The sequence below is a fragment of the Actinomycetospora lemnae genome (genome assembly GCF_028737315.1).
In the GTDB taxonomy this organism is placed as follows: Bacteria; Actinomycetota; Actinomycetes; order Mycobacteriales; family Pseudonocardiaceae; genus Actinomycetospora; species Actinomycetospora lemnae.
In genome coordinates, this window is record NZ_JAQZAO010000007.1 from 209,301 (window position 1) to 233,440 (window position 24,140).

At 74.2% G+C, this 24,140-nt stretch carries 22 protein-coding genes; 10 read left to right on the forward strand and 12 right to left on the reverse strand.

The genetic code is table 11. The annotated features are described in order from the left end of the window. Positions 1–12: 12 nt before the first annotated feature. Entirely contained in the window at positions 13–1,749 is a 1,737-nt protein-coding gene (locus tag PGB27_RS17655; protein ID WP_332843817.1) for an MFS transporter, read from the reverse strand. 163 nt (positions 1,750–1,912) lie between these two features. Here PGB27_RS17655 and PGB27_RS17660 point away from each other — a divergent pair, with 163 nt between their 5' ends. Next, the gene (locus PGB27_RS17660; protein ID WP_274201694.1) at positions 1,913–2,884 is read left to right on the forward strand and encodes an aldo/keto reductase; all 972 of its coding nucleotides are present in this window, start codon (positions 1,913–1,915) and stop codon (positions 2,882–2,884) included. A gap of 49 nt (positions 2,885–2,933) precedes the next feature. Here the strand turns inward: PGB27_RS17660 and PGB27_RS17665 are convergent, their stop codons facing one another. Next, on the reverse strand, positions 2,934–3,722 hold the full coding sequence (locus PGB27_RS17665; protein WP_274201695.1) for an SDR family NAD(P)-dependent oxidoreductase: 789 nt from the start codon (positions 3,720–3,722) through the stop codon (positions 2,934–2,936). A gap of 175 nt (positions 3,723–3,897) precedes the next feature. Here PGB27_RS17665 and PGB27_RS17670 point away from each other — a divergent pair, with 175 nt between their 5' ends. Then, complete coding sequence (locus PGB27_RS17670; protein ID WP_408630089.1) at positions 3,898–4,557, forward strand: TetR/AcrR family transcriptional regulator; 660 nt, start codon at positions 3,898–3,900, stop codon at positions 4,555–4,557. On the opposite strand, the gene PGB27_RS17675 is transcribed toward PGB27_RS17670, so the two are convergent. Continuing rightward, the gene (locus PGB27_RS17675) at positions 4,554–4,994 is read right to left on the reverse strand and encodes a GNAT family N-acetyltransferase (protein WP_274201696.1); all 441 of its coding nucleotides are present in this window, start codon (positions 4,992–4,994) and stop codon (positions 4,554–4,556) included. The two genes, PGB27_RS17670 and PGB27_RS17675, sit on opposite strands and share 4 nt — an antisense overlap. 85 nt (positions 4,995–5,079) lie before the next feature. Here PGB27_RS17675 and boxC point away from each other — a divergent pair, with 85 nt between their 5' ends. The 4 genes from boxC (at position 5,080) to PGB27_RS17695 (ending at position 10,138) form a co-directional block, all read left to right on the forward strand. Continuing rightward, entirely contained in the window at positions 5,080–6,807 is a 1,728-nt protein-coding gene (boxC, locus tag PGB27_RS17680; protein ID WP_274201697.1) for a 2,3-epoxybenzoyl-CoA dihydrolase, read from the forward strand. Between the two features lie 4 nt (positions 6,808–6,811). Continuing rightward, a complete protein-coding gene (boxB, locus tag PGB27_RS17685; RefSeq protein WP_274201698.1) occupies positions 6,812–8,239 on the forward strand; it encodes a benzoyl-CoA 2,3-epoxidase subunit BoxB in 1,428 nt (475 codons plus the stop codon). Between the two features lie 94 nt (positions 8,240–8,333). Then, complete coding sequence (locus PGB27_RS17690; RefSeq protein WP_274201699.1) at positions 8,334–9,962, forward strand: benzoate-CoA ligase family protein; 1,629 nt, start codon at positions 8,334–8,336, stop codon at positions 9,960–9,962. Further along, the gene (locus PGB27_RS17695) at positions 9,962–10,138 is read left to right on the forward strand and encodes a hypothetical protein (RefSeq protein WP_274201700.1); all 177 of its coding nucleotides are present in this window, start codon (positions 9,962–9,964) and stop codon (positions 10,136–10,138) included. The genes PGB27_RS17690 and PGB27_RS17695 overlap by 1 nt, the downstream gene beginning before the upstream one ends. A gap of 16 nt (positions 10,139–10,154) precedes the next feature. Here the strand turns inward: PGB27_RS17695 and PGB27_RS17700 are convergent, their stop codons facing one another. The 4 genes from PGB27_RS17700 to PGB27_RS17715 are packed head-to-tail and all read right to left on the reverse strand — an operon-like array spanning position 10,155 to position 14,094. Further along, complete coding sequence (locus tag PGB27_RS17700; protein WP_274201701.1) at positions 10,155–11,117, reverse strand: hypothetical protein; 963 nt, start codon at positions 11,115–11,117, stop codon at positions 10,155–10,157. A gap of 22 nt (positions 11,118–11,139) precedes the next feature. Beyond that, positions 11,140–12,735: a patatin-like phospholipase family protein gene (locus tag PGB27_RS17705; protein WP_274201702.1), complete on the reverse strand. Its 1,596-nt coding sequence runs from the start codon at positions 12,733–12,735 to the stop codon at positions 11,140–11,142. Between the two features lie 4 nt (positions 12,736–12,739). Beyond that, positions 12,740–13,657, reverse strand: a complete 918-nt coding sequence (locus PGB27_RS17710) for an SCO6745 family protein (RefSeq protein ID WP_274201703.1) — start codon at positions 13,655–13,657, stop codon at positions 12,740–12,742. Between the two features lie 17 nt (positions 13,658–13,674). Then, on the reverse strand, positions 13,675–14,094 hold the full coding sequence (locus PGB27_RS17715; RefSeq protein ID WP_274201704.1) for a hypothetical protein: 420 nt from the start codon (positions 14,092–14,094) through the stop codon (positions 13,675–13,677). 114 nt (positions 14,095–14,208) lie between these two features. Between PGB27_RS17715 and PGB27_RS17720 the strand changes: the two genes are divergently transcribed. Then, positions 14,209–17,037, forward strand: coding sequence for an ATP-binding protein (locus PGB27_RS17720; protein WP_274201705.1), 2,829 nt, complete (start codon positions 14,209–14,211; stop codon positions 17,035–17,037). Here the strand turns inward: PGB27_RS17720 and PGB27_RS17725 are convergent. The 3 genes from PGB27_RS17725 to PGB27_RS17735 all read right to left on the reverse strand — a co-directional run bounded on the left by PGB27_RS17725 (position 17,006) and on the right by PGB27_RS17735 (position 19,372). Beyond that, positions 17,006–17,203: a hypothetical protein gene (locus PGB27_RS17725; protein WP_274201706.1), complete on the reverse strand. Its 198-nt coding sequence runs from the start codon at positions 17,201–17,203 to the stop codon at positions 17,006–17,008. The two genes, PGB27_RS17720 and PGB27_RS17725, sit on opposite strands and share 32 nt — an antisense overlap. A gap of 157 nt (positions 17,204–17,360) precedes the next feature. Then, on the reverse strand, positions 17,361–18,377 hold the full coding sequence (locus PGB27_RS17730; RefSeq protein WP_274201707.1) for a phosphotransferase family protein: 1,017 nt from the start codon (positions 18,375–18,377) through the stop codon (positions 17,361–17,363). Further along, complete coding sequence (locus tag PGB27_RS17735; protein ID WP_274201708.1) at positions 18,374–19,372, reverse strand: zinc-dependent alcohol dehydrogenase family protein; 999 nt, start codon at positions 19,370–19,372, stop codon at positions 18,374–18,376. The genes PGB27_RS17730 and PGB27_RS17735 overlap by 4 nt, the downstream gene beginning before the upstream one ends. A gap of 118 nt (positions 19,373–19,490) precedes the next feature. On the opposite strand from PGB27_RS17735, the gene PGB27_RS17740 reads away from it, so the two are divergent. From PGB27_RS17740 to PGB27_RS17750, 3 genes are all read left to right on the forward strand, one after another. After that, on the forward strand, positions 19,491–20,174 hold the full coding sequence (locus PGB27_RS17740) for a TetR/AcrR family transcriptional regulator (protein ID WP_274201709.1): 684 nt from the start codon (positions 19,491–19,493) through the stop codon (positions 20,172–20,174). Further along, positions 20,171–21,400, forward strand: a complete 1,230-nt coding sequence (locus PGB27_RS17745; protein WP_274201710.1) for a cytochrome P450 — start codon at positions 20,171–20,173, stop codon at positions 21,398–21,400. Before PGB27_RS17740 ends, PGB27_RS17745 begins: the two co-directional genes overlap by 4 nt. 65 nt (positions 21,401–21,465) lie before the next feature. Beyond that, on the forward strand, positions 21,466–22,131 hold the full coding sequence (locus PGB27_RS17750) for a thermonuclease family protein (RefSeq protein WP_274201711.1): 666 nt from the start codon (positions 21,466–21,468) through the stop codon (positions 22,129–22,131). Positions 22,132–22,137: 6 nt separating this feature from the next. Here the strand turns inward: PGB27_RS17750 and PGB27_RS17755 are convergent, their stop codons facing one another. Together PGB27_RS17755 and PGB27_RS17760 are read right to left on the reverse strand one after the other, a co-directional pair. Beyond that, positions 22,138–22,638, reverse strand: a complete 501-nt coding sequence (locus PGB27_RS17755; protein ID WP_274201712.1) for a hypothetical protein — start codon at positions 22,636–22,638, stop codon at positions 22,138–22,140. A 38-nt stretch (positions 22,639–22,676) separates the two neighbouring features. Further along, on the reverse strand, positions 22,677–24,071 hold the full coding sequence (locus PGB27_RS17760; RefSeq protein WP_274201713.1) for an FAD-binding oxidoreductase: 1,395 nt from the start codon (positions 24,069–24,071) through the stop codon (positions 22,677–22,679). Positions 24,072–24,140: the final 69 nt, after the last annotated feature.

Consider the following 24,140-nt stretch of genomic DNA (forward strand, 5'->3'; position numbering starts at 1 on the left):
ACCGATTTCTGCTCACGAGCCGACAGGCACCTGCGCGTGCTCGAGCACCACGTCGCTGCGGGTGGTGCGCCCGTCGAGGAGCACGATCCGCTGGGCGCTGGGGGCGAGGCCCGGCGCGCCGGTGACCAGCAGGTGGTCGCCCGGGCCGTCGGCGCGCAGGTCGAAGTCGCCCCCGGCGTCGCTGACCGCCCGGCCCGCCTCGCGACCCGCGGGGTCGACGAGGGTCAGCGTGGCCCCCTCGACGGCCTGGCCGCGGGCGTCGCGGACGGTGCCGGCGAGGCCGGTGCCGTCGGGCACCTCGCGCTCCGGCGCCGTCGTCCGCGTCGTCACCGCCCCGCGTCCCGTGGTGCGCCCGGCCGGGATGAGGACGCCGACGACGACGGCGCCGACGACGAAGATCCCGGCGGCGACGAGGAACGCGATCGTGTAGCCGTGCAGCGCCGCGGCGAGCGGCGGCCCGGCGAAGCCCACCGCCGCGGTGCCCGCGACGCTCGAGAGCAGCGCGGTGCCGACCGACCCGCCGACCTGCTGCATCGTGTTCACCGACGCCGACGCGACGCCGGCGTCACCGGGCTCGACGCCGTAGGTCGCCGTGTTGATCGAGGTCGACATCGCGGTGCCCATGCCCAGCCCGATCATCATGAGCGGGCCGAGGACGTGGCTCGCGTACCCGGACGTCGGGGTCAGGAACGAGAACCAGAACAGGCCGCCGGCGCCCAGCAGCATCCCGAGGACCACCAGCGGCTTCGGGCCGGTGCGGGGGAGCAGGTACGACGGCACCGTGTTCGCGGCCGTCACGATGCACGCCACCATCGGCAGGAACGCCACCCCGGTGACCAGCGGGGAGTAGCCGAAGACCTGCTGCAGCGTGTACGCGAGGAACAGCGTCACCGCGAACATGCCGGTGGTGAGCACGAGGATCGTGAGGAAGGACCCGCCGCGGAAGCGGTCGGTCACCACGCGCAGCGGCAGCAGCGGCGCCCGCACCCGGCGCTGGACGAGGACGAAGGCCACGAGCAGCACGAGGCCCGCGGCGAGGGGGGCGTAGACCAGCGGCGACGACCAGCCGTCGGTCTCGGCGCTCGCGAAGCCGTAGACCACGCCGAACAGGCCCGCGGAGGCCAGGACGGTGCCGACGACGTCGAGGCGGGGCCGGTGCTCGACCGGGTGCGCCGGGAGCAGGAGCGAGGCCCCGACGAAGGCGACCGCGGCGAAGACGGCGTTGACGTACATGCACCAGCGCCAGTCGACGTACTGGGTCAGCGCGCCCCCGAGCAGGAGCCCGATGGCGGCGCCGGAACCCGCGAGGGCGGCGAACACCCCGAACGCGCGCGCCCGCTCCCGTCCCTCGGTGAACGTGGTGGTCAGCAGCGAGAGCGCGGCGGGCGCGAGCAGCGCGCCGAACACGCCCTGCAGGGCACGCGCGGCCACGAGCAGCTCGAAGCCGGGCGCGAGGCCACCGAGCACCGACGCGGCGGCGAACCCGACCAGCCCGACGAGGAAGGCGCGCTTGCGGCCGACGAGGTCCGAGAGCCGGCCGCCGAGCAGCAGCAGGCTCCCGAACGCCAGCGCGTAGGCCGTGACGACCCACTGGCGCTGCGCGTCGTCGAACCCGAGGTCCGCCTGGGCCGACGGCAGGGCGATGTTCACGATGGAGTTGTCGAGGATCACCATCAGCTGGGCGATCCCGATCACGGCCAGGATCAGCCAGCGGCGCCGGTCCGGCGACGCGACGGCGGGAGGGTTCACGGGGCGTACGACCGTTCTGGACGATTCCGGGCGGTTCGAGCGGAGGGGGACGGCGCTGTCCCGGCGTTCCGCCACGCTGTCCAGGGCCAGCGCGGTCGACGACCGGCCGATTCCCCGTGCCGATCCCGGGTCGGCGAACGGTCGGTGGGGCACGCTGACGTCCATGGAGTACACGAAGCTCGGCATGACGGGTCTCGACGTCTCACGCATCTGCCTGGGCTGCATGAGCTACGGCGTCCCGGACGCCGGCGGCTGGCCCTGGTCGCTCGACGCCGACGACGCGAAGCCCTTCTTCCGCCAGGCGCTCGACGCCGGCATCAACTTCTTCGACACCGCGGACGTCTACTCGGCCGGCACCTCCGAGGAGATCACCGGCCGCTGGCTGAACGAGATGGCCGACCGCGACGAGATCGTCGTCGCCACCAAGGTGTTCAACCGCATGCGGAAGGGCCCCAACGGCGCCGGCCTCTCCCGCAAGGCGATCATGACCGGCATCGACGCCTCGCTGCGCCGGCTCGGCATGGACTACGTGGACCTCTACCAGATCCACCGCTGGGACGACGACACGCCGATCGAGGAGACGCTCGAGGCGCTCCACGACGTCGTCAAGGCGGGCAAGGCGCGCTACATCGGGGCGTCGTCGATGTGGGCGTGGCAGTTCTCGAAGGCGCTCCACCTGCAGGACGTCAACGGGTGGAGCCGGTTCGTGACGATGCAGGACCACTACAACCTGCTCTACCGCGAGGAGGAGCGGGAGATGCTCCCGCTCTGTGCCGACGAGGGCGTCGGGTCGATCCCGTGGAGCCCGCTCGCGCGCGGCAAGCTCACCCGCGACTGGGACTCCTCGACCACCCGCGGCGAGACCGACGAGTTCGGCAAGACGCTCTACCGCGACACCGACCGGCACATCGTCGAGAAGGTCGCCGAGGTCGCCGAGAAGCGCGGGGTGTCCCGGGCGCAGGTGGCGCTCGCCTGGGTGCTGGCCAACCCGGTCGTTGACGCCCCGATCGTCGGCGCGACGAAGTCCCACCACCTCAGCGACGCGATCGCCGCCCTCGACGTGCACCTCGACGACGACGAGATCGCCGGCCTCGAGGAGCGCTACGAGCCCCGCGGGGTGGCCGGGCACCGCTGACCACGTGACGGGACCCTGCGGAGCGGGTCCCGTCACCGAGGTCGCGACCTCACATGCCCATGCCGCCGTCGACCGGCAGGCCCACGCCGTTGACGAAGCGCGCGGCGTCGGAGGCGAGGAAGACCGCGGCGTCGGCGATGTCGGAGACCTCGGCGAGCCGGCCCGACGGCGTCAGCTCCACGACCGCGGCGACGGCCGCGTCCGGGCTCTCGAACAGCCCGAGCCCCGAGGTCTCGACGGCGAGCTTGACGCCCATGTCGGTCGGCACGAGGCCGGGGTAGAGGCAGTTGACGCGCACCCCGTAGCCGAGCTTGCCCGACTCCATCGCGGCGACGCGCGTGAGGCGGTCGACGCCCGACTTCGTCGCCGAGTAGCCGGCGATCGCGGGGAAGGCGATGGTCGCCGCCACCGAGGCGATGTTGATGACCGCACCGCCCTGACCGGCCGCGCCGCCGGGGCGCATGGCCCGGAACGCGTGCTTGATGCCGAGCATCGTGCCGAGCAGGTTGACCTCGAGCATGCGCCGGATGTCGTCGGGCTCGGTGTCGACGAGCAGCGAGGTCACCTCGAGCCCGGCGTTGTTGACCACGACGTCGAGCCCGCCGAGCTCCGCGACCGTCTGGGCGACGGCGGCCTCCCACTGCGCGTCGTCGGTGACGTCGAGGGGGACGAAGCGCGCGCCGGGGATGCCCGCCGCCGTCTGCTCGCCGACGTCCTTGAGCACGTCGCCCAGCACCACCGAGGCCCCGGCGGCCGCCATCGCCGCGCCCATCCCGGCACCCAGGCCGCGGGCGCCGCCGGTGATCAGCACCCTCCGGCCGGCGAGCTCGTCACTCATCCGCAGTCCTTCCCGCCGGCACCGCTGCCGGTCCGACACGTCCCGTGCTTCGCTGGTGCGACGCAGGTCACAACGTAGGGACGCTCTTGGACGGTCGTCAAGGAATCCTTGGACGACTGTCCAAAGGCGCGTGGTCGGCTACGCTCGGATGCCTCGACCCGACCGGAGACCGCCCGTGACCAGCACGTCCACGCCCGTCCCAGGGTCCGTCGCAGGGTCCGCCGCGCCGGCCGACCGCATCGCGCGGCGCCAGGTGGACAAGTTCGCCGAGCGCCGCCGCCAGCTCGCCGACGCGGCGCTGCTGACGCTGTCCGAGCGCGGGTACGCGCGCACGAGCCTGCGCGAGATCGCGAAGGACTCCGGTTTCTCGCACGGCGTGCTGCACTACTACTTCCGCGACAAGGTCGACCTCATCACCTACTGCGTACGGCAGTACAAGGCCCACTGCGTGGAGCGCCACGACGGCATCGTGGCCACGGCCACGGCGCCGGACGCGCTGCTCGCGGGCGTCGCCGACGCCCTCGCGGGCACGCTCGCGCAGGACGCGCTGATGCACCGGCTCTGGTACGACCTGCGCAGCCAGTCGCTGTTCGAGGAGTCGTTCCGGGCCGACGTCGCCGAGATCGACGACAGCCTCGAGCGCATGATCTGGCGGACGGTCGAGGCGTACGCCGGGCTGGTCGGCGCCGTGCCGACGTGCTCGCCGTCGTTCGCCTACGCGACGGTCGACGGCCTGTTCGCGCAGGCGCTGCTGCGCCACCTCGCCGGGGCGCCCGACGCGCTCGACGACCTCCGCGCCGGCGTGCGCCGGCAGCTCCCGACGCTGGTCGGCTAGTCCCGGCTCGGGGTCGCCCCGGACGCCACGCGCTTGCGCAGCTCGCCGACCTCGGTCGCCGCGAAGCCGTGGTGCGTCAGCCAGCCGCGCACCTCCTCGCCGTCGGGGTGGCGGGTCGGCACGACGTTGTAGACGTAGTTGAGCTGGCGCGCCGCGGCCTCGCGCTCGAGGTTCTCGAGCACGAACGCGCCGACGCCCGTCCCGCGCACCGGCGGTGCGGCGATGATGAGGATCTCCGCGTCGCCCCACGTGTCGTCGAGCCGGCCGTAGCCGATCGCCGCGCCCGTCTCGTCCTCGACCCGCCACCAGGTGTCGCCCAGCGGGCGGCCCACCTCGGGGTGGCCGAGGCCGAACAGGGTGGGCGGCAGGTCACCCAGCGCGGCCGCCTTGTCCTGGTCCCAGCGGGGTTCGTGCTCGGCGACCCAGTGCCACGTCATCGTGTCCTCCGAAGTTCTACAACTCTATGCATCGACGTCGAAGTGTCGTAGAGTGTGGGCCGCACGACAAGGGAGGACCACCACCGTGACCGTTGTCGAGGACGCGCCGGCCCCGACCCCCGGCGAGCAGGCCCACCCGGAGACCGTTCCACAGGTCGACTTCGACACCGACCCGACGCGCTACCGCCACTGGCGCCTGGAGGTCGACGGCGAGACGGCCTGGGTCTACCTCGACGTCGCCGAGGACGGCGGCCTCGTGCCGGGCTACGAGCTCAAGCTCAACTCGTACGACCTGGGCGTCGACATCGAGCTCTACGACATCACCCAGCGGCTGCGCTTCTCCCACCCCGAGGTGCGCAGCGTCGTCCTGACCAGCGGCAAGGACTCGAACTTCTGCGCGGGCGCGAACATCCGGATGCTCGCGCAGTCGAGCCACCCCTGGAAGGTGAACTTCTGCAAGTTCACCAACGAGACGCGCAACGGCATCGAGGACATGACCGCGCACTCGGGGCAGACCTGGGTGGCCGCGCTCAACGGCACCGCGGCCGGCGGCGGCTACGAGATGGCCCTCGCCTGCGAGACGATCCTGCTGGTCAACGACCGGTCGAGCGCCGTCGCGCTCCCGGAGGTGCCGCTGCTCGGCGTGCTGCCGGGCACCGGCGGGCTGACCCGCGTCACCGACAAGCGCCACGTCCGCAAGGACCGCGCCGACATCTTCGCCACGAAGTCCGAGGGCTTCCAGGGCCCGAAGGCCGTCGAGTGGAAGCTGGTCGACGAGACGGTCTCGCGCAAGCAGTGGGACGAGACCGTCCGCGCCCGGGCCGCCGAGGCCGCCGCGACGTCGAACCGGCCGGCTGACGCGCAGGGCATCGAGCTGCCGCCCCTGCAGCGCGAGGTCACCGAGGACGCGATCACCTACCCGAACGTCCGCTGCGCCATCGACCGTCAGGCGCGCACGGCGACCATCACGGTCCTCGGCCCCGAGCCCGGCACGGTGCCCGAGTCGCTCGACCGCATCCACGCCCTCGGCGCCGACTTCTGGCCGCTGGCCATGACCCGCGAGCTCGACGACCTCATCCTGCGGCTGCGCACCAACGAGCTCGACATCGGCACCTGGCTGATCAAGACCCAGGGCTCGGTCGAGGGCGCGCTGGCCTTCGAGCGCGTGATCGCGGAGCACTCGGGCTCGGACTGGCTGGTCAACGAGATCCGGCACTACTTCAAGCGCACGCTCAAGCGCCTCGACGTCACGAGCCGCAGCCTCATCGCGCTCGTCGAGCCCGGCAGCTGCTTCGCCGGGGCGCTGCTCGAGCTGGCCCTGGCGTGCGACCGGCAGTACATGCTCGAGGGCATCTTCGAGGACGCCGACGAGGAGCAGGAGCCCGCGCAGATCGTCGTCACCGAGTCCACCTTCGGCGCCTTCCCGATGGGCAACGGGCTGACCCGCCTGCAGTCCCGCTTCTACGGCGACGACGAGACCGTCGCGGCGCTGCACGAGCGGGTGGGCGAGCGGTTGACCGGGGCCGAGGCCGAGGAGGCCGGGCTCGTCACCGACGCCCCCGACGACATCGACTGGGAGGACGAGATCCGGATCCTGCTCGAGGAGCGGGCGTCGCTGTCCCCGGACGCGCTGACCGGCATGGAGGCCAACCACCGGTTCGTCGGCCCGGAGACGATGGAGACGCGGATCTTCGGCCGCCTCACCGCCTGGCAGAACTGGATCTTCATCCGACCGAACGCGTCGGGGGCCGAGGGCGCGCTGCGCCGCTACGGCACCGGACGCAAGGCCGACTTCGACAAGAAGCGAGTGTGACCTCGTGACCTCCTCACGCCCGAAGATCGACTTCGACGCCAAGATCCCGAACAACGTCGACCTCGCGTCGGACCGCAAGCTCCAGCGCGCCCTCGAGCGCTGGCAGCCGAACTTCCTCGACTGGTGGGGCGACATGGGCCCGGCCGTCGACACCAAGGACGTCTACCTGCGTACGGCCGTCGACGTGGGTCGCGAGGGCTGGGCGCACTTCGACCACGTGCCGATGAACGAGTACCGGTGGGGCGTCTTCCTCTCCGAGCACGACCCGGACCGCAAGATCGCCTTCGGCGAGCACAAGGGCGAGCCGGTCTGGCAGGAGGTGCCCGGCGAGTACCGCGCCGACCTGCAGCGCCTCATCGTCATCCAGGGCGACACCGAGCCCGCCTCGGTCGAGCAGCAGCGCTTCCTCGGCGCCACGGCGCCGTCGCTCTACGACATGCGCAACCTGTTCCAGGTCAACGTGGAGGAGGGCCGTCACCTCTGGGCGATGGTCTACCTGCTCCACGCGTACTTCGGCCGGGCCGGGCGCGAGGAGGCCGACCAGCTCCTGGCGCGCAACTCCGGGTCGGACGACTCGCCGCGCATCCTCGGGGCCTTCAACGAGGAGACCCCGGACTGGCTGTCGTTCTACATGTTCACGTACTTCACCGACCGCGACGGGAAGTACCAGCTCGGGACGCTCAAGGAGTCGGGCTTCGACCCGCTGTCGCGGACCTGCGAGTTCATGCTCAAGGAGGAGGCCCACCACATGTTCGTGGGCACCACCGGCATCGACCGCGTCGTCACCCGCACCGCGCAGCTGATGAACGAGCACGACTCCGAGGACGTCGCGGGCGCCGGCGGCATCCCGCTGGACATGATCCAGAAGTACATCAACTTCCACTACACGGTGTCGCTGGACCTCTTCGGCAACGAGTCGTCCACCAACGCCGCCAACTACTTCACCGCCGGCCTCAAGGGCCGCTGGCAGGAGGAGCGGCGCAAGGACGACCACGTGCTCACCGACGACGCCGGTGCGGTGGACGCCGTGCGCGACGGGCAGATCACGACGACGGAGGTCCCGGCGCTGCTGGCTCTCAACCAGGACCTGCGCAGCGAGTACATCGGCGACTGCTCCAACGGGCTCAAGCGCTGGAACCGCATCCTCGAGAAGCACGGGATCGACGCCCGCCTCTCGCTGCCCCACGTCGGCTTCAACCGCCAGGTGGGCGCGTTCGCGGGCCAGCGCATCTCGCCCGAGGGGAAGATGATCTCCGAGGACGAGTGGCAGCGGAACGAGGGCCGCTGGCTGCCCACCGAGGTCGACAAGACCCACGTGCGCGGGCTCATGCACCCCGTCCTCGAGCCCGGGAAGATCGCGAGCTGGATCGCCCCGCCGACCAACGGGATCAACGACAAGCCCGTCGACTTCGAGTACGTCCACTTCAACTGAGAGGTCCGGGCACGTCTTCCGCTCGGGCGCGGCGCGGGCCACGATCGGGCGACCCACCACACCACGCCATCACCACACCGAGGACGGGCAGCGCATGGCGGAGTCGTTCAATGCCGCGGACTACCTCGTCGGCCGTCGGATCGCGGCGGGCGACGGCGACCGGGAGGCGGTGCGGGCCCCGTCCCGCTCGCTGACCTACGCCGAGCTCGACGCGGAGATCGGGCGGGTCGCGGCGGGGCTCGCGGCGCTGGGTGTGCAACCCGAGCAGCGGGTCGTGCTCTGCATGGTCGACGAGGTCGAGCTGTTCACCGGCATCCTCGCGACGATGCGGCTCGGCGCGGTCGCGGTGCCGGTGTCGACGATGCTGCGCGGCGCGGAGCTGGCCGTGCTCGTCGCCGACTCCCGCAGCCGGTTGCTGCTGTGCTCCGCGACGTTCGCCGACACCTCGCGCGCCGCCGTCGTCGCGGCGCGGCAGCGGGGCGGGGACGTCGCCGAGGTCGTCGTCACCGGCGACGACGCGTCCGGCTTCGGCGCCGACGTGGTCGCGCGGACGTGGGACGAGATGCTCGCCGCGGGTGACGCGCTGGGCGGCGCGCCGCCGGCGTACGACACCTGGGACGAGTCGCAGGCGCTGTGGCTCTACACCTCGGGGACGACGGGCAAGCCCAAGGCCGCGATGCACCGGCACGCCGACATCCGCACGGTCTGCGAGACCTACGGGCAGCAGGTGCTCGACATCCGGCCCGACGACCTGTGCCTGTCGGTGGCCAAGCTGTTCTTCGCCTACGGCATCGGGAACTCGATGTTCTTCCCGCTGTCGGTGGGCGCCGCCGCGGTGCTCGAGCCGTCGCGCCCGACGCCGGCCCTGCTCGCCGAGCTCGCCTCGCGCCACCGCGTGACGATGCTCTTCGGCACCCCGAGCTCGTTCGGCCCGCTGCTCGCGGCCGCCGAGGCCGGGCAGGTCGACCCGGCGGCGTTCGCGACGGTGCGCCGCGGGGTGTCGGCGGGCGAGGCGCTGCCGGCCCGGATGGTCGAGGGGATGCGCGACGTCTTCGGGATCGAGGTGCTCGACGGCATCGGGTCCACCGAGGCGCTGCACATCTACCTGTCCAACCGGCCCGGCGAGGTCGTGCCCGGCACGTCCGGCGTCCCGGTGCCGGGCTACGACGTCGAGATCCGCGGCAGCGACGGTACGCCGGTGCCCGACGGCGAGACCGGCACGCTCTACGTGCGCGGCGACTCGATCTGCACCGGGTACTGGTGCCGCACCGCCACCAACCGCCTCGTGTTCGAGGGGGAGTGGCTGCGCACCGGCGACACCTACGTCCGCAACCCCGACGGCACCTACACGTGCCTCGGGCGCACCGACGACGTCCTCAAGGTCGGCGGCATCTGGGTGACGCCGGCCGAGGTCGAGGAGCGGCTGGTGGCGCACCCGTCGGTCGCCGAGGTCGTCGTCGTCGCGGTGCACGACGCGGACGGCCTGGACCTGCCCGTCGCCTGCGTCGTGCCGCGCGAGGGTCACACGGTGGACAGCGAGGCACTGATCGCGTGGTGCCGCGAGGGCCTGGCGTCGTTCAAGCGTCCGCGCCACGTCATCGAGATCGGCGAGGTCCCGCGCACCGCGACCGGCAAGGTGCAGCGCTTCCGGCTGCGCGAGCTGGCCGCGGAGCTGGTGGCCGCCCCGGCCCCGCGGTCCGCCACCCTCGAGGGCGCCCACTGATGGCGGGCGAGCGCAGCGACCGCACCGACCCGCTCGCCACGGCCGACCAGCCGCCGGCGCAGGGCGAGCCGTCCTACGAGCCGGTGGTCGAGCAGGGTGGCGACGTCCCCGGCGCGGTGCTGGGCTCCGAGCACGAGGAGCCGATCGACGGGACGGAGCCCGAGCCGGAGGGCTGAGGACCACGACCGCTGGTCAGGGAGAACTCCAGATCCTGGTCTTCCCGGGCCCTCGGCGGACGCGGGTGCTGTCGACCTTCTCGGCACGCTCCGGCTGGTTCCGCACGCGGTAGAAGGTTCGCGCGAACTCATCGGCGGCATCGAGCACATCCGCGGCGTTGGCGGCGTCGACCGACTCGCCGAATGTCCGTCCGCCGGCCCACGCGGAGAGCATCGGCGCGTAGGACACGGCCGAGTCGGCGTAGATGCCCTTCGACCCCATCGCCTCGGTGAAACCGATCGCCCGCCAGTCATCGGTGTGCGTGTGGCCGATACAGGCCGTGGAGAAGAGGGCGCGGAACTTTGCCCGCCGGTCATCCGCGATGTCCCCGAACGCGTCCCGCACAGCGCGCCCACTCTTCTTGCCGTCCCAGAAGAGCATGCGGTCGGTGAAGCCGTGCGAGGAGAAGATGAGGTCGACGGCTCTCGTGCCAGACCGTGCCGCGACTGCGTCGAGCGTCGCGACCACACCTTGCAGCGTTGCGTCCTCGCCCTTGACGAACGTCACCTCCCGGTAGTCGTCACCGAGCATCGTGCTGGTCAACGTCTCGGTGGAGACCTCGATGAACTCGTACAGCGCGCGCTCCGCGCCCTCATAGTCCTTCGAGAGCAGAATGACCTGCACCAGGTCGCGGGTCGACTTCTTCACGGGCTGCGGCGGCGGGAAGGGCAGGACGATCGGGGCGGCCAGGCCACCGAAGACGAAGAGTGGACCGGCGTGGTTCCTTCCGTCCGCACTCGCCGTGAACCGGAATCGGGGCAGCTCGAGCGGGCCCTCGTCGGACCAGTCGAGCGAGACGGTGTACGTGCCGTCGGCTCGGACGGTCCTGCGGGCACTGCGGTCGTCGGCCGTGGCGTCGTCGTCCTCGTGGACCCGCACCGCGGCGCCCGCGGCCGGCGTGCCTTCGTTGTAGGTGACCGATCCTCGGATCGTCGCCATCGGAGCTCCTGGTGTGTCGGCGTCAGTGGAAGGGAGAGGTCGTCCGGCTGATCGGCGTCCCTCCGAGGGCTCCCGCGTCACGGGCGGCGCTCAGCGGCTCGATCGCCGCGCGCCATCCCCGGTCCCACATCGCGACCAGGGGCGCCTCGGCGGTGTTCACGTAGAAGTCAAGGACGTGGTAGCCAAGCAGAGGGACGCTGATGTCGACGTAGGTGCGGTCGGCCATGAGGGCGGTCGTGAGCGCCTCTCTCGTCGACTGCTCGGTGTTGAGCACGCCGCGCTGCACGACGCCGGCGATCTGGTGGAGCAGCTCGACAGAGGGGTTCCCGCCCCCGTCGGTGCCGAGGGCGTCCGCGAGATCGAGAGCCACGACGGCGGCCGGGTAACCCAGCTTCTCCAGCCCGGCCGCCAGGATCGGACGGAGCACCTCGAGGGTGTCGACGCGCGGTGGGCTGCCCGCGGTCTCGAAGCGCGCGGGTCCGGCGCCCCACGCGGCCGGCGCCTCCGCGGCCTCGTCGAGGGATAGCCCGATCTTGACGCGGTCGTCGTCGGCCGTCCCGTCCGGCCAGAAGCGCTCGCTCCCGCCGGCGAAGAGGAAGAGGGGGAAGTTCGAGCACAGCCCGCCGTCCACGATCTGTCGCTGTGGACCCTGCGGCTCGAAGACGAAGGGAATGCTCATCGATCGCCGGACGGCGTCGATGACCTTCATCCTCGGATTCGTCCGCGAGCTGTAGACCGTCATCGTGCCTTGGTCGATGTCGGCCGCGATGACGGCGAGCGGCACGGGCAGGTGTCGGAACTGCACGGGTTTCGCCGGGTCGTCGTGCACCTTGCGGGACAGCAGTTCACCGACGATCCGGGTGAATTGCGCACCCTCGAACAGGCTGCCCTCGTGCACCAGGTTGGTGAGCAGGTACTGGAGCGGCTGCTGTGCGGCCACGGCGTCCCACACCGTGTCGGCGAAGTCGCGGCGCAGCGGCGCGGTGTCGGGGAGGAAGTCCCCGACCCGGGGTGGGTCCGCCGGGACCGGGAACAGGACGACGTCGAGCGCCGCCTCCAAGGCCGCTCGGCCCGCTCCGACCAGCCCTCCGATCAGAGGCAGGCCGACGATCGCCTGGACACAGGCGTCCCTCAGCTCACGGCGAGCCGGGATCGGGAGCGGGATGTCCCCGATGACGTCGAGGACACTGCCGTTCAGCGCGTGCCACAGCTGCGTCCGACGGATGCTCGACCGCGCGACCGTGTCGGCCGCCGGCAGGTCGAGGAAGTCCGGGAACGGGATGGGCTCGGTGATTCCTCGCTGCGTAAGCGTGGCCGGCCCCGACGGGGCGCCGGGGAACGCCGAGGACAGCCACTGGATCTCTCGGGCGGAGAAGCCGGCGGCCACCATCGCGGCGGTGATCGCCCCGGCCGAGTTGCCGGCGACGCGCGCGAACCCGATGCCGTTGTCCTCGAGGGCGCGGAGGGCTCCCACGTACCCGGTCCCGAGCGCGCCGCCGCCCTCGAACACCCCGTCGACCACGAGCTGACGCGGTGCGGCGACGGCGGCGAAGGCGCGCGCCCGCTCGGACGGCAAGAGGGCGGACTGGGGGAGCAGGTGGGGGAAGTCGACCGTCACGATGTCACCCGGCGAGCCGCTTGGCCGGGTCGGGCGGGGCGGCGTCGAGGTCGACGAGGGCCTCGGACCACTCGGCGAGCTGCTTGGTGACCGCCGGGAGGTCGTCGCCGATCGCGTCGACGACGGCCTGCTGCATCGCGTCCGTCCGCCCCTCGAGGTCGGCGCGGTGCCGCAGGCCGTCGTCGCTCAGCGCGTCGCCGTCGAGGAGCCCCCGCCCCCGCAGGCCGGCGACCGCCGTCCGGATCCGTTCGGGGCTCCAGCCCCGGGACGGCGTGTAGGCACCGAGCGGGTAGCCGCACCACAGCTCGGTGAGCACGTTCATCTGCACCGGGTCGAGCCCGTCGACGGCGCAGACCGCGAGGTGGGAGTCGCCGCGGTGCTCACGCAGGACGTGGCACGCGTGGACGAGGGCGGCGAGCGGGTCGGACGGCCAGGGCTCGACGGTCAGGCCGGTGAACAGGGGGCGGGCGGTGCCGTCGGCCGCGTCGATGCCGCGGCGCAGGGCCGGCAGCAGCGCGGCGGCCTCGGCGTCGACGTCGCCGAGCAGCCGGCGCAGCGTCGCGCCCGGCGCCTCGATCCGCACCCGCACCACGTCGGCGAGCGGCGCCGCCGCCACGCCGGCCTCGTACTGCGGGCCCACGAGGCCGGGCTCGAACACCCCGAGCGCCATCACCGCGACCGCGGTCGGCGGCGTCCCGAGCGGCGCGGTGCGCTGGCGGACGTAGGCGGCGAAGTAGTCGTCGAGGCCGACCGCCGCGTAGCCCTCGGCCGCCTCCGGCGACCAGATCGACAGGCAGGCGACCGCCTCGATCGCGTCCCGCAGGGCGCGCGCCGGCGACGGGTCGCGCCGGGCGGGCGGGTCGGCGGGGCGGGGTCGGTCGGGCGGCGCGAAGAAGAGGCCGCGCATCGTCGTGTAGTCCACGGAGAATCCCTCTCTCCTCAGCAGTCGGCGGTGTCGGGGTCGGCCAGCGCGCCCCAGACGAGCGCGGCGGAGACCGGGTCGGGCGCGGTGAGGACGCCCTGGACGCGGGCGACCTGGGCCACCAGCAGCTCGGGCTCGCACCCGTGCGCCGCCGCCTCGTCCAGCAGCACCGTGGCGACCACGTCCCGGACGCCGGTCGCCCGCCAGCGGCACAGCGAGCGCCCGAGCGTGCGGGCCGCCCAGCCCAGGAGGTCGAGCGCCTCCCGGTCGTCCGGGACCGGCGTGCGCGTCGCGGCGGTCCAGCTGCGCAGCGTCTCGCCGTGCGTCAGCGGCACCGGGAGCGGGACCCCCTCGTCGATCTCGGCCTGACGCAGGGCGAGCAGCAGGCCCGACACCTGGCCGCGCAGCGTCACCCACTCGCGCTCGATGTCCCCCATCTGCCGGCACCTCCGCCCCTTGTCCGTTCCGTCCGGTGAGCACGACGCTAAGGGCGGGACGGCACCGCAGCCTCGGGGCCGACCCCCGAGGAACCCCCCGAGGAAAGGTGCGTCGTGGGTGCGGTCCTGGAGCGCGAGGACGAGCTGGCGGCGACCGGCGAGCTCGTCGACCGCGTGCTCCGGGGCGGGGGCGGCCTGCTGCTCGTCGAGGGCGACGCGGGCATCGGGAAGACGACGCTGGTCGGGGCCGCGCGGGAGGTCGCGGACGGGCGGGGCGTGGCCGTGGCCGGGGCCCGCGGAGCCGAGCTGGAGCGCGAGCTCGCGTTCGGCGTCGTCCACGAGCTGCTGGCGCCGGTGGTCGTGCCCGCCGCCGGGGACGCGGCCGCCGCGGTGCGGTCCCCGGCCGCGTCACCGGCGCCCGGCACCGACCTCTTCGCCGTCCTCCACGGCCTCTACTGGGCCGTCGCGGACCGGGCGGCGCAGGGTCCGCTGCTGCTCACCGTCGACGACGTCCACTGGTGCGACCTGCCGTCGCTGCGCTTCCTGGCCTACCTCGCCCGCCGCCTCGACGGCCTGCCGGTCGCGCTGCTCGTGGCCGGCCGGCCCGTGGTCCTCGACGCCGCCCGCAGCGAGGTGCTCGACGCGATGGCGCGGGAGCCCGGCGTGCGTGTCCTGCGGCCGGCGCCGCTCTCGCGCGCCGGGACGCGGACCCTCATCACCGCGGTCCTCGGCACGCCGGACGACGACTTCGAGGACGCCTGCCGCGGGGCGACGGGTGGCAACCCCTTCCTGCTGGGGGAGCTGCTCGCCGACCTGCACCGGGAGGGCACGGAGCCGCGCGCCGCGGCCGTCGAGAGGGTCGCCGCGGCGGTCCCGCGGGAGGTGGAGCGGTCGGTGCGGGCGCGCCTGGCGGCGCTCGGCCCGGACGCGGTGTCCCTGGCGCGGGCCGCGGCGGTGCTCGGCGACGGGGTCGACGCGCGCCGTGCCGCGGAGCTCGCCAGCGTGGCGCCGGAGGTGGCGGGCCCCGTCGTCGACGCCCTGGTGACGTCCCGCATCCTGGCGCCGGGGCGAGCCACGACGGGGCTGGCGTTCCTGCACCCGCTCGTCCGCTCGGCGGTGCAGGCCGGCACCGGGCCGTCGGAGTGGGCCGAGGCCCACCGGCGCGCGGTCGCCGTCCTCACCGCGGCGGGTGTCGACGACGACGGGCTCGTGCGCCACCTCCTCGCGGCGCGCCCGAGCGGCGATCCGGCGGTGGTCGCCGCGCTCCGGGCGGCCGCCGGCCGGGCCGCGGCGCGCGGCGTGCCCGAGAGCGCGGCCCAGCTGCTGCGCCGGGCCCTCGACGAGCCGCCGACGGGACCCGCGAGCTCCGCGGTCCTGCTCGAGCTCGGCTCGGCCGAGATGCGCGCCGGCGACCCGGCCGCCCTGGACCACCTCCTGGCCGCCGCGGACGAGGCCGGCACCGTCGACGCCCGCGCGGTCGCCACGCTCGCGCTCGGGCGGGTCCTGCTGCACGCGGGCCGGGGCGTCGAGGCCGTGCGACGCCTGCTGGCCGTGCTCGAGGAGGTGGAGGCCGCCGAGCCGGGGCCGCCGGCGTCCGAGCGCGCGCTCGAGCTGGAGGCCGAGCTCGTCACCGTCGCGACCCAGGATCCCGCGACGCGTCCGGTCACGGAGGCGCGCCTCGCCCGCCGGACGCGGGACCCGGAGCCGACGACCCGTGGCGGCTGCGTGCTGCTCGCCGCGCTGGCGGTGGAGGAGACGGTCGTCCAGGGGTCGCGGACGCGGGCGGTGGCGCTCGCCGAGGCGGCCCTGACCGGCGGCCACCTCCTCGGTGAGCCCGTGATGGCCCGCCTGCCGGCCGTCGGGATCACGCTGGCCCTCGGCGGGCGTCCCGCTGCGGCGGTCGCGATGTGGGACGAGGCCATCACCGCTCTGCGGCGCCACGGCGACATGCGGGGCTTCGCGCTGGCCTCGGCGTTCCGCGGCTACGCGTGCACCTACACGGGGGACCTCGTTGCGGCCCTCGGCGATCTCCGCCAGGCCGTGGAGCTGGTCGAGCGCGATCCGTCCCAGGCCCTGACACGCAGCTTCGCCGTGGCCTGGCTGGTCGAGGGCCTCCTCGACACCGGCGAGCTCGACACGGCCGAGGAGCTGGTCGCGGCGCACGCCGTCCGCTCCGGCGGCCCGATGTCGGCGGGGTCCTACCTGCTGCGGTCCCGGGGGCGCCTGCGGCTCGCGCAGGGCCGCCCGGAGGAGGCCGCGCGGGACCTGCGCGAGTGCGGGGGCCGCCTGGAGGCCGCCGGTGCCGGGGCCGGCGCGGTGTTCCGGTGGCGGCCGGGCGTCGCGCTGGCGCTGCGCGACCAGGGCGACGACGACGCGGCGCGCGTGGTGGCCGACGAGGCCGTCGCGGCCGCCGAGGCCTGGGGAGCGCCGTTGCCGCTGGCCGAGGCGCTGCGGGTCGCCGGCGAGGTGGCCCCGCGGGGCGAGGGGATCGCGCTGCTGCGCCGGGCGGTGGACGTCGCGGCCGAGGCACCGCTGGAACGTGCGCGGGACCTGCTCGCCCTCGGCCGCGCGCTGCACCGCGCGGGGGACCGGGGCGAAGCGCGGGACGTCCTGCGGGACGCCCTCGACGCTGCCGTGGAGCGCGGTGCGACGGCCATCGCCCGGGCGGCGCAGGACGAGCTGGTCGCGACCGGGGCACGGCCGCGCCGGCCGCGGACGTCGGGGGCGGAGGCCCTCACGCCGACCGAGCGGCGCGTGGCGGGCGCGGTGGCCGAGGGCGCGACGAACCGCGCGGTCGCGCAGGCCCTGTTCGTCTCCGAGAAGACGGTGGAGACGCACCTCGGGAGCGTCTACCGCAAGCTCGGCATCGCGGCCCGCTCGCAGCTGGCCGACGCCCTGGGGGACGCCGGCGCTACGCCACGAGCTGCGGGTACCAGGCGCTGATCTCGAGGTCGAGCTCGGCGAGGTCCGGGTGGGCGAAGAGGGCTGCCTCGTCCGGGCTCAGGCGCTGCGGGCGGCGGCCACCCGTGGGGCAGCCGTCCTCGTGGCGCAGGGGGTAGAGCTTCCACACCCGCACGGACTCGCAGTAGTGGCACTCGCCAGTGATCATCGCTGGACTCCGGGCACGTCGGCACTGGGGGAACGGTCCCCGCACGCCGACGCTGGGCGCGAGGCCGCTGCCAGTCTGGTGCCCGAACGTGCCCGTAAGAACCCGCACCGTGACCCCGCCCACCTGTGACGCGCACCCACCCGTGCGCACACAGGGGTCAGCTCTTCAGCTCCGCCAGCGCGGTCTCGGCCTGGAGGTTGATGGCCTCGGGGCCGGTGACCTCGTCGGGATCGGCGTCGGCGCCCATGTCGCCCGCGCGGTAGCGGGTCCAGACGCCGGCGTGGATGCAGGCGGCGCGCCACCGCGCGAACGCGAGGTAGTAGGCGATGTCGACGTCGCCGGTGCCCGTCGCGGCCGTGTAGCGCGCGATGAGCTCCTGGCGCGTGGGGTAGCCGCCCGCCGGCGTGGGGCTCGACAGCGCCTCGGGCACGGTGTCGCCCGGCTCGCTCCACGAGACGAGCAGGTGCCCAAGGTCGCAGAGCGGGTCGCCGATGGTCGCGAGCTCCCAGTCGAAGACCGCGACCGCCCGCCCGTCGGCGTCGTAGGCGATGTTCCCGGGGCGGAAGTCGCCGTGGACGATCCCGACCTCGCCCTCGGGGATCCGCGCGGCCAGCGCCTCGTGGGTGGCGTCGATGGCCGAGAGGTCCTCCATCGCCGACTGGTGCGCCTGCCGGTGCCAGCGCTTGAGCTGGCGGGCGACGAAGTTGCCGGGACGGGCGAGGTCGTCGAGCCCGACCGAGGCCGGCTCGACGTGGTGCAGCGCGGCGAGGACGTCGATGGTCGTGGTGCCGACGTTGGTCCGCGCCGCCGCCGGCACCTTCTCGCCGGACTCGGTGTCGTTGAGGACCTTCCCGGGCGCGAAGTCCATGACGTAGAGGTCGGCGCCCCAGACGTCGTGGTCGTCGCAGAACGCGCGCGGCGTCGGCACCGGCACCTCGGTGGGGTTCAGCGCCGCGAGGAAGCGCCACTCGCGGCCCATGTCGTGCGCGGTCTCCAGCACGCCGCCCAGCGGCGGGCGGCGCAGCGCCCACGCGTGCCCCGCCTCGTCGGTGACCCGGTAGGTCAGGTTCGAACGCCCGCCCGCGATGCGCGTGAACTCCAGGGCGCCCTCGACCTCGTCGACGTGGGCGCGGAACCACTCGGTGACGGCGTCGGGGATCTCCTCGGCGCTCACCGCGCGCCGCCCGGGAGGAGGACGATCTTGCCGACCTGGGTGTTCGACTCGAGGTGACGGTGAGCGTCGACCACCTGGTCGAGGCCCTCGAACACCCGGTCCACCTGCGGGGCGAAGGCGCCGTCCCGCAGGCCCGCGCCCACGAAGGCGCCCGCGCGACGGAGCCGCTCTGCGTCGTGTGTCATCGCGAACAACGTATAGGCCCGCATCCACAGATCGGGCAACGTCTCGGCCGGGAACGGCGTCGGCTGCCCCGAGAGCAGCCCGTGGATCGTCAGCACACCGCCCTTCGCGGTGGCCCGTGCCAGGTCGGCGACCCCCGGCCCGGCGACGGCGTCGAGCACGTGCTCGCACCCGCGCCCGTCGGTGATCTCCAGGACGCGCTCGACGAGGTCCTCCTCGCCGGTCGCGACCACGTGGGCCGCGCCCGCGTCGAGCAGCTGCTGCGCCTTCGAGCTCGACCGGCTGGTGGCGATCGGGACCGCGCCGACCCGGTTGGCGACCGCGAGGGACGCCAGCCCGACGCTGGAGGTCGCGGCGGTGACCAGGACGTGGTCGCCGGCGCGCAGCCCGCCCGTCTCGACCAGCCCGCCGTAGGCCACGAGGAACGGCATCCACACCGCGGCGCCGTCGACCCAGCTCGTCGCCGCGGGCAGCGGCACGAGCGCGCGGGCCGGCACGACGGCGCGGTCGGCGTAGACGCCGTAGTCGTTCATCGAGAACGCCGGGACGACGCTGACGCGGTCGCCGACCGACCAGCGTGTGACGCCCTCGCCGAGCGCGGCCACGGTGCCCGAGCACTCGTAGCCCAGGCGTGCCGGGAGCCGGGTCTCCTCGATGTAGGTGCCCCGCCGGAACATCGACTCCGCCCGATTGAGCCCGATCGCGGCGACGTCCACCGCGACCTCGCCGGGCCCCGGCGCCGGGTCGGTCTCCTCGTCGATCCGCAGCACCTCGGGCTCACCGAGCTCCGAGAACCGCACCGTCCTCGTCATGGCCGGAGAGCTTGCCCGTCGGATGATCTCCGCGCGAGGGCTGTCCCCGCCGCACGCGGAGGTCTAGCGTGACTCGTGACCGGATGAGAAATCTGGTCACGCGTCGAAGGAGGACCGTGTGGGCCGGGTGGCGCAGATGCTGGACGCGGCGGGCGACCTGCTGCTCGCCCACGGGTACCGGCGGGTCACCGTCGAGGACGTCGCCCGCCGGGCCGGCGTCGGCAAGGGCACCGTGTACCTGCACTTCGCCAGCAAGCTCGAGCTCTTCGCCGGGGTGCTGGTGCGGGAGTCGGTCGAGGTCACCGCGGAGCTGCTCGCCGCCCTGCGCGCCGACCCCGCCGAGGCCGCACTCGACGCGACCATGCGCCGGACGTTCCTGGCGGTGCAGCACCGGCCGCTGACCCGGGCGCTGCTCGCCGGCGACGTCGAGGTCCTCGGCGCCATCGCCACCGACACGAAGACCGGGCTCGAGGTCGTCACCGACAAGTCCGAGTTCAGCCGCGAGCACTTCGCCCTGCTCCACCGGCAAGGCCTGCTCGCCGACGACCCGGCCACGACGCCCGACCTGTACTACCGGCTCGGTGCCGCGAGCATCGGCTTCTTCGTCGACCACCTCGTCCCGGCCGGTGCCGGGATGGACGTGACGGCCCGGGCGGACGCCCTCGCCGCCGTCGTCCGGGCGGGGTTCACCCCGCCCGGCGAGCCCGACCCGGCCGCCCTCGCGGCGGCGGCCCCCGGGCTCGCCGCGCTCTACGAGCGCACCCTCGACCACCTCACCGCGGCCCTCCCGGAGGAGCCATGACCACCACCGACACGACCCTGCGCGACCGCGACCTGCCCCCCGACATCGCCGACCTGCCCGCCGTCCTCGACTGGCTCGCCCGCCTGCGCGCCGAGGCGCCCGTCTGGCGCGACCGCTACGGCATGCACCACGTCACCCGCGCCGCCGACGTCCTGCTCGTGCTGCGCGACACGGCGACGTTCAGCTCCGACTTCTCGGCGGTGATGCCGGAGGCCCAGCAGATGAGCAAGGGCATGCTCACGCGGCTCGACCCGCCGGAGCACGGGGCCCTGCGCCACCTCGTGAGCAGGTCGTTCACCCCGAAGCGCGTCGCCGGGCTCGAGCCGCGGATCCGGGAGCTGTGCCGGGAGATGCTGCCCGACGTGCCGGGAGACGGCGCGGAGCGGAGCCCGACCCCTCGATCCGTGTCCTTCGACCTGGTCGACACGCTCGCGTTCCCGCTGCCCGTCACCGTCATCGCCGAGATGCTCGGGCTGCCCGCCGCCGACCGTGGCCGGTTCCGGCAGTGGGCCGACGGGCTGTTCTCGATGCAGGTCGACGACCCCAAGGAGGCGGTCAACGACCCCCGCGTCCGCGACGCCATGGGCGAGATCACCGGCTACCTCGGCGACTGGTGCCGCACCCGGCGCGCCGCCCCCACCGACGACCTCGTCTCGGCGCTGGTCACGACGGAGGTCGACGGCCGGGTCCTCGACGACGAGGAGGCCGCCAACTTCTCGATGCTGCTGCTCTTCGCCGGCCACATCACGACGACCCTGCTGCTCGGCAACGCGGTGCGGGTGCTCGACGAGCACCCGGGCGCGTGGGCGGCGCTGCGGGCGGACCCGTCGACGATCCCGGCGACGATCGAGGAGGTCCTGCGGCTGCGCCCGCCGTTCCCGGTGACCGCGCGCGCCACCACGCGCGACGTCGAGATCGCGGGGACGACGGTGCCGGCGCGCTCGATCGTGATGCCGTGGCTGCTCTCGGCGACCCACGACCCCGACGCCCACCCGGACCCCGAGCGCTTCGACCCCACGCGCCCCGGCATCGGCGGTGGCAACCAGACCGCGTTCGGTCACGGCATCCACTTCTGCCTGGGGGCGCCGCTGGCCCGCCTCGAGGCGCGCGTGGCGCTCGAGGAGATGACGGCTCGCTACGCTGGGCTGTCCGTGGGCGAGGGGGAGCAGCGGCCGTACACGGGTCGTGTGCTCGGCACGCGCCGGCTGCCGGTGGTCGCGACCTGATCGGGTGACCGGCGCCCCCGGTGACCGAACGTCGACTACCCATCACGATCAGTCACCATGAGCGCGTGTCCCGCGTCGCGCTCGCCCGCCTCCTCCTCGGCGTCGCCGTCGCCGTCTGCGCGGCGGCCGCCGTGGTGACGCTGACGACCGCGCCGGGCTCGCCGGACGCCGCCCCGGTGGCCGCGGGTGCCGTCCCGTCGGCGGACCCCGCGGCAGCGCTCGCCGGGGTCGGCGCCGACACGGTGGGGGAGCGGGTGGTCGTGGAGCGGGTCGTGGACGCGGTCACCGTGGACGTCCGCCTGCCCGACGGCGGCGCGGTCGTGCGGGTGCGCGCGCTCGGCGTGCAACCGCCCGGCTCGTGCTACGGCGCGCAGGCGACGGCGTTCGCCTCGCGGGTCCTCGACCGCCGCGCGGTCCGGCTCGTCGGCGTGCCCGCGTCCGACCGGTTCGACCGCCGGCTCGCCACGGTCACCCTCGACGGCAGCGACTACGCGGTGCTCGCCGCCGAGGCCGGCATCGCCCGCGCCTACCCCGCGGGCGCCGACCCGGCCGCCATGCCGCCCGTCCGCGCGGCCCAGGACCGTGCGCGCCTCGCCGAGCGCGGCGTCTGGGGCGCGCCGTGCCGCGGCGCCGCCACCCCGGACACGAGCAGCACGAGCAGCACGAGCAGCACGAGCAGTACGAGCAGCACGAGCACCGACAGCACGAGCACCACCTCCGGCGGGTCCTGAGCGACCTCAGCTCCCGTCGTCGCCCGGCCGGGCCTCGTGGTGCCGGCGCCCGTGGGTGCGTCGCGACTCCTTCATCGCCGCCTCGAACACGTGCCGCCGCCCGCCCGCGAGCTGCTCGCGGGCGCGGCGCTCGTGGTCGCGGACCACGGACCAGTAGGTGTCGTCGTACTCCTCGACGATCTGGAAGCTCCAGCGTCCCTCGAGGAGGTCCCGGCCGACGAGCTCGGTCTCGATCGCGTCGGCGATGGCGTCGTGCCCGGCCTCGCGGAAGGCGTCGACGGCGGCGCCGATGGTGAGGTCGGCGGTGCCCGAGAGCTGGTGGAACGCGTAGAGGTGCCCGCGGGCGCGCTCGACGAACTCCATGCCCTCGGAGAGCTTGCCGAGCGCCTCGACGGTGGCCTCGTCGAGGTCGCCGCGGCGATCGGGCCCGAGGGCGTCCTCGCCGGTCTCGTGGCGGACGGAGCCGCCGTGGTCGTCGTGCGCGTCGGGGGCCGGGACGTCGGTCACGGCGCGGACTTCCCGGGGGTCGGGGACCGGAAACGGCGTCAGATGCCCTTGCCCGGGTTGAGGATGCCGTGCGGGTCGAGGGCGGCCTTGACGGCGTGCTGCATCGCGAGCACCTCGGGCGCCTGCTCCCGCTGCAGGCCGTCGCGCTTGAGCAGCCCGATGCCGTGCTCCCCGGTGACCGTGCCCCCGAGGGCGAGGGCTTCGGCGAGGATCTCCTCGAACGCCGCCTGCGCGCGCCGGCGGGCGGGCTCGTCGCCGATCGGGGTGATGAGCAGCGGGTGCAGGTTGCCGTCGCCGGCGTGGGCGATGTTGGCGATCGTCGTCTCGTGCCGGCGGCCGATCTCCTGGATGCGGCCGAGCATCTCGGGCACCGCGGCGCGCGGCACGCAGACGTCCTCGGTGAGCACCGGCCCGAGCCGTTCCAGCGCCGGGTAGGCCAGACGGCGCGCGGCGAAGAGGGCCTCGGCCTCCTCGGCGTCGGCGGCCTGCGCGGCGAACGTGGCGCCCGCGGCCTCGAAGTGGCGCATCATCTCCGCCGCCTCCGCGTCGCCCGCGGCGCCCGGCGCGTCGGAGCGGCCCAGCAGCACGACGTCGGCCTCGGCGGCGAGGCCCATGTTCTTCCAGGCGTCGACGGCCTCGAGGCAGGTGCGGTCGACGAGCTCGAGCGCCGACGGCGTCAGCCCGGCCGCGGTGATCGCCGCGACGGCGCGCCCGGCGTCGACGACCGAGTCGAAGTACCCGGCGACGGTGTGCTCGGGCGCGCGGGCGGGGCGCAGCTTGACGGTGACCTCGGTGATCACCCCGAGCGTGCCCTCCGACCCGACCACCAGCCCCGCGAGGTCGAGCCCGGCGACGCCCTTGGCGGTGCGCCGCCCCAGCCGCACGAGCTCGCCGAGCCCGTTGACGACCTGCACGCCGAGCACGTAGTCGCGGGTCACGCCGTACTTGACGCAGCACACGCCGCCGGCGTTGGTGGCGACGTTGCCGCCGATCGTCGACCAGGGCGAGCTCGCCGGGTCCGGCGGGTACCAGAGGCCCTGCTCGGCACAGGCCGCGCGCAGGTCGTCGTTGACGACGCCGGGCTGCACGACCGCGAGCCGCTCGGCGCCGTCGATCTCGACGATGCCGGTCATGTGCTCGGTGGAGAGCACCACCGCGCCCTCACTCGCGTTGGCGCCGCCCGACAGCCCGGTGCCCGCGCCGCGCGGCACCACCGGAGCGCGGTGCTCCAGGCACGCGAGCACGACGTCGCGGCACTCCTCGGCCGTCCGCGGGCGCACGACGGCCACCGGCAGCGCGTGCGGGGCCCACTCGGCGTCGTCGTGGGCGTAGCTCGCGAGGACGTCGGGGTCCTCGATGACGCGCCCCGCCGGCAGGGCCGCGACCAGCGCCCCCACGACGGGAGCGGGGGTCGTCACGGAGGTGGTGGTCATCGGCGTCCCCTTCGTCGTCGGACCGCCCGCGAGGGGCCGGCTCCACGGTAGCCGCCGGGACGGCCCGGT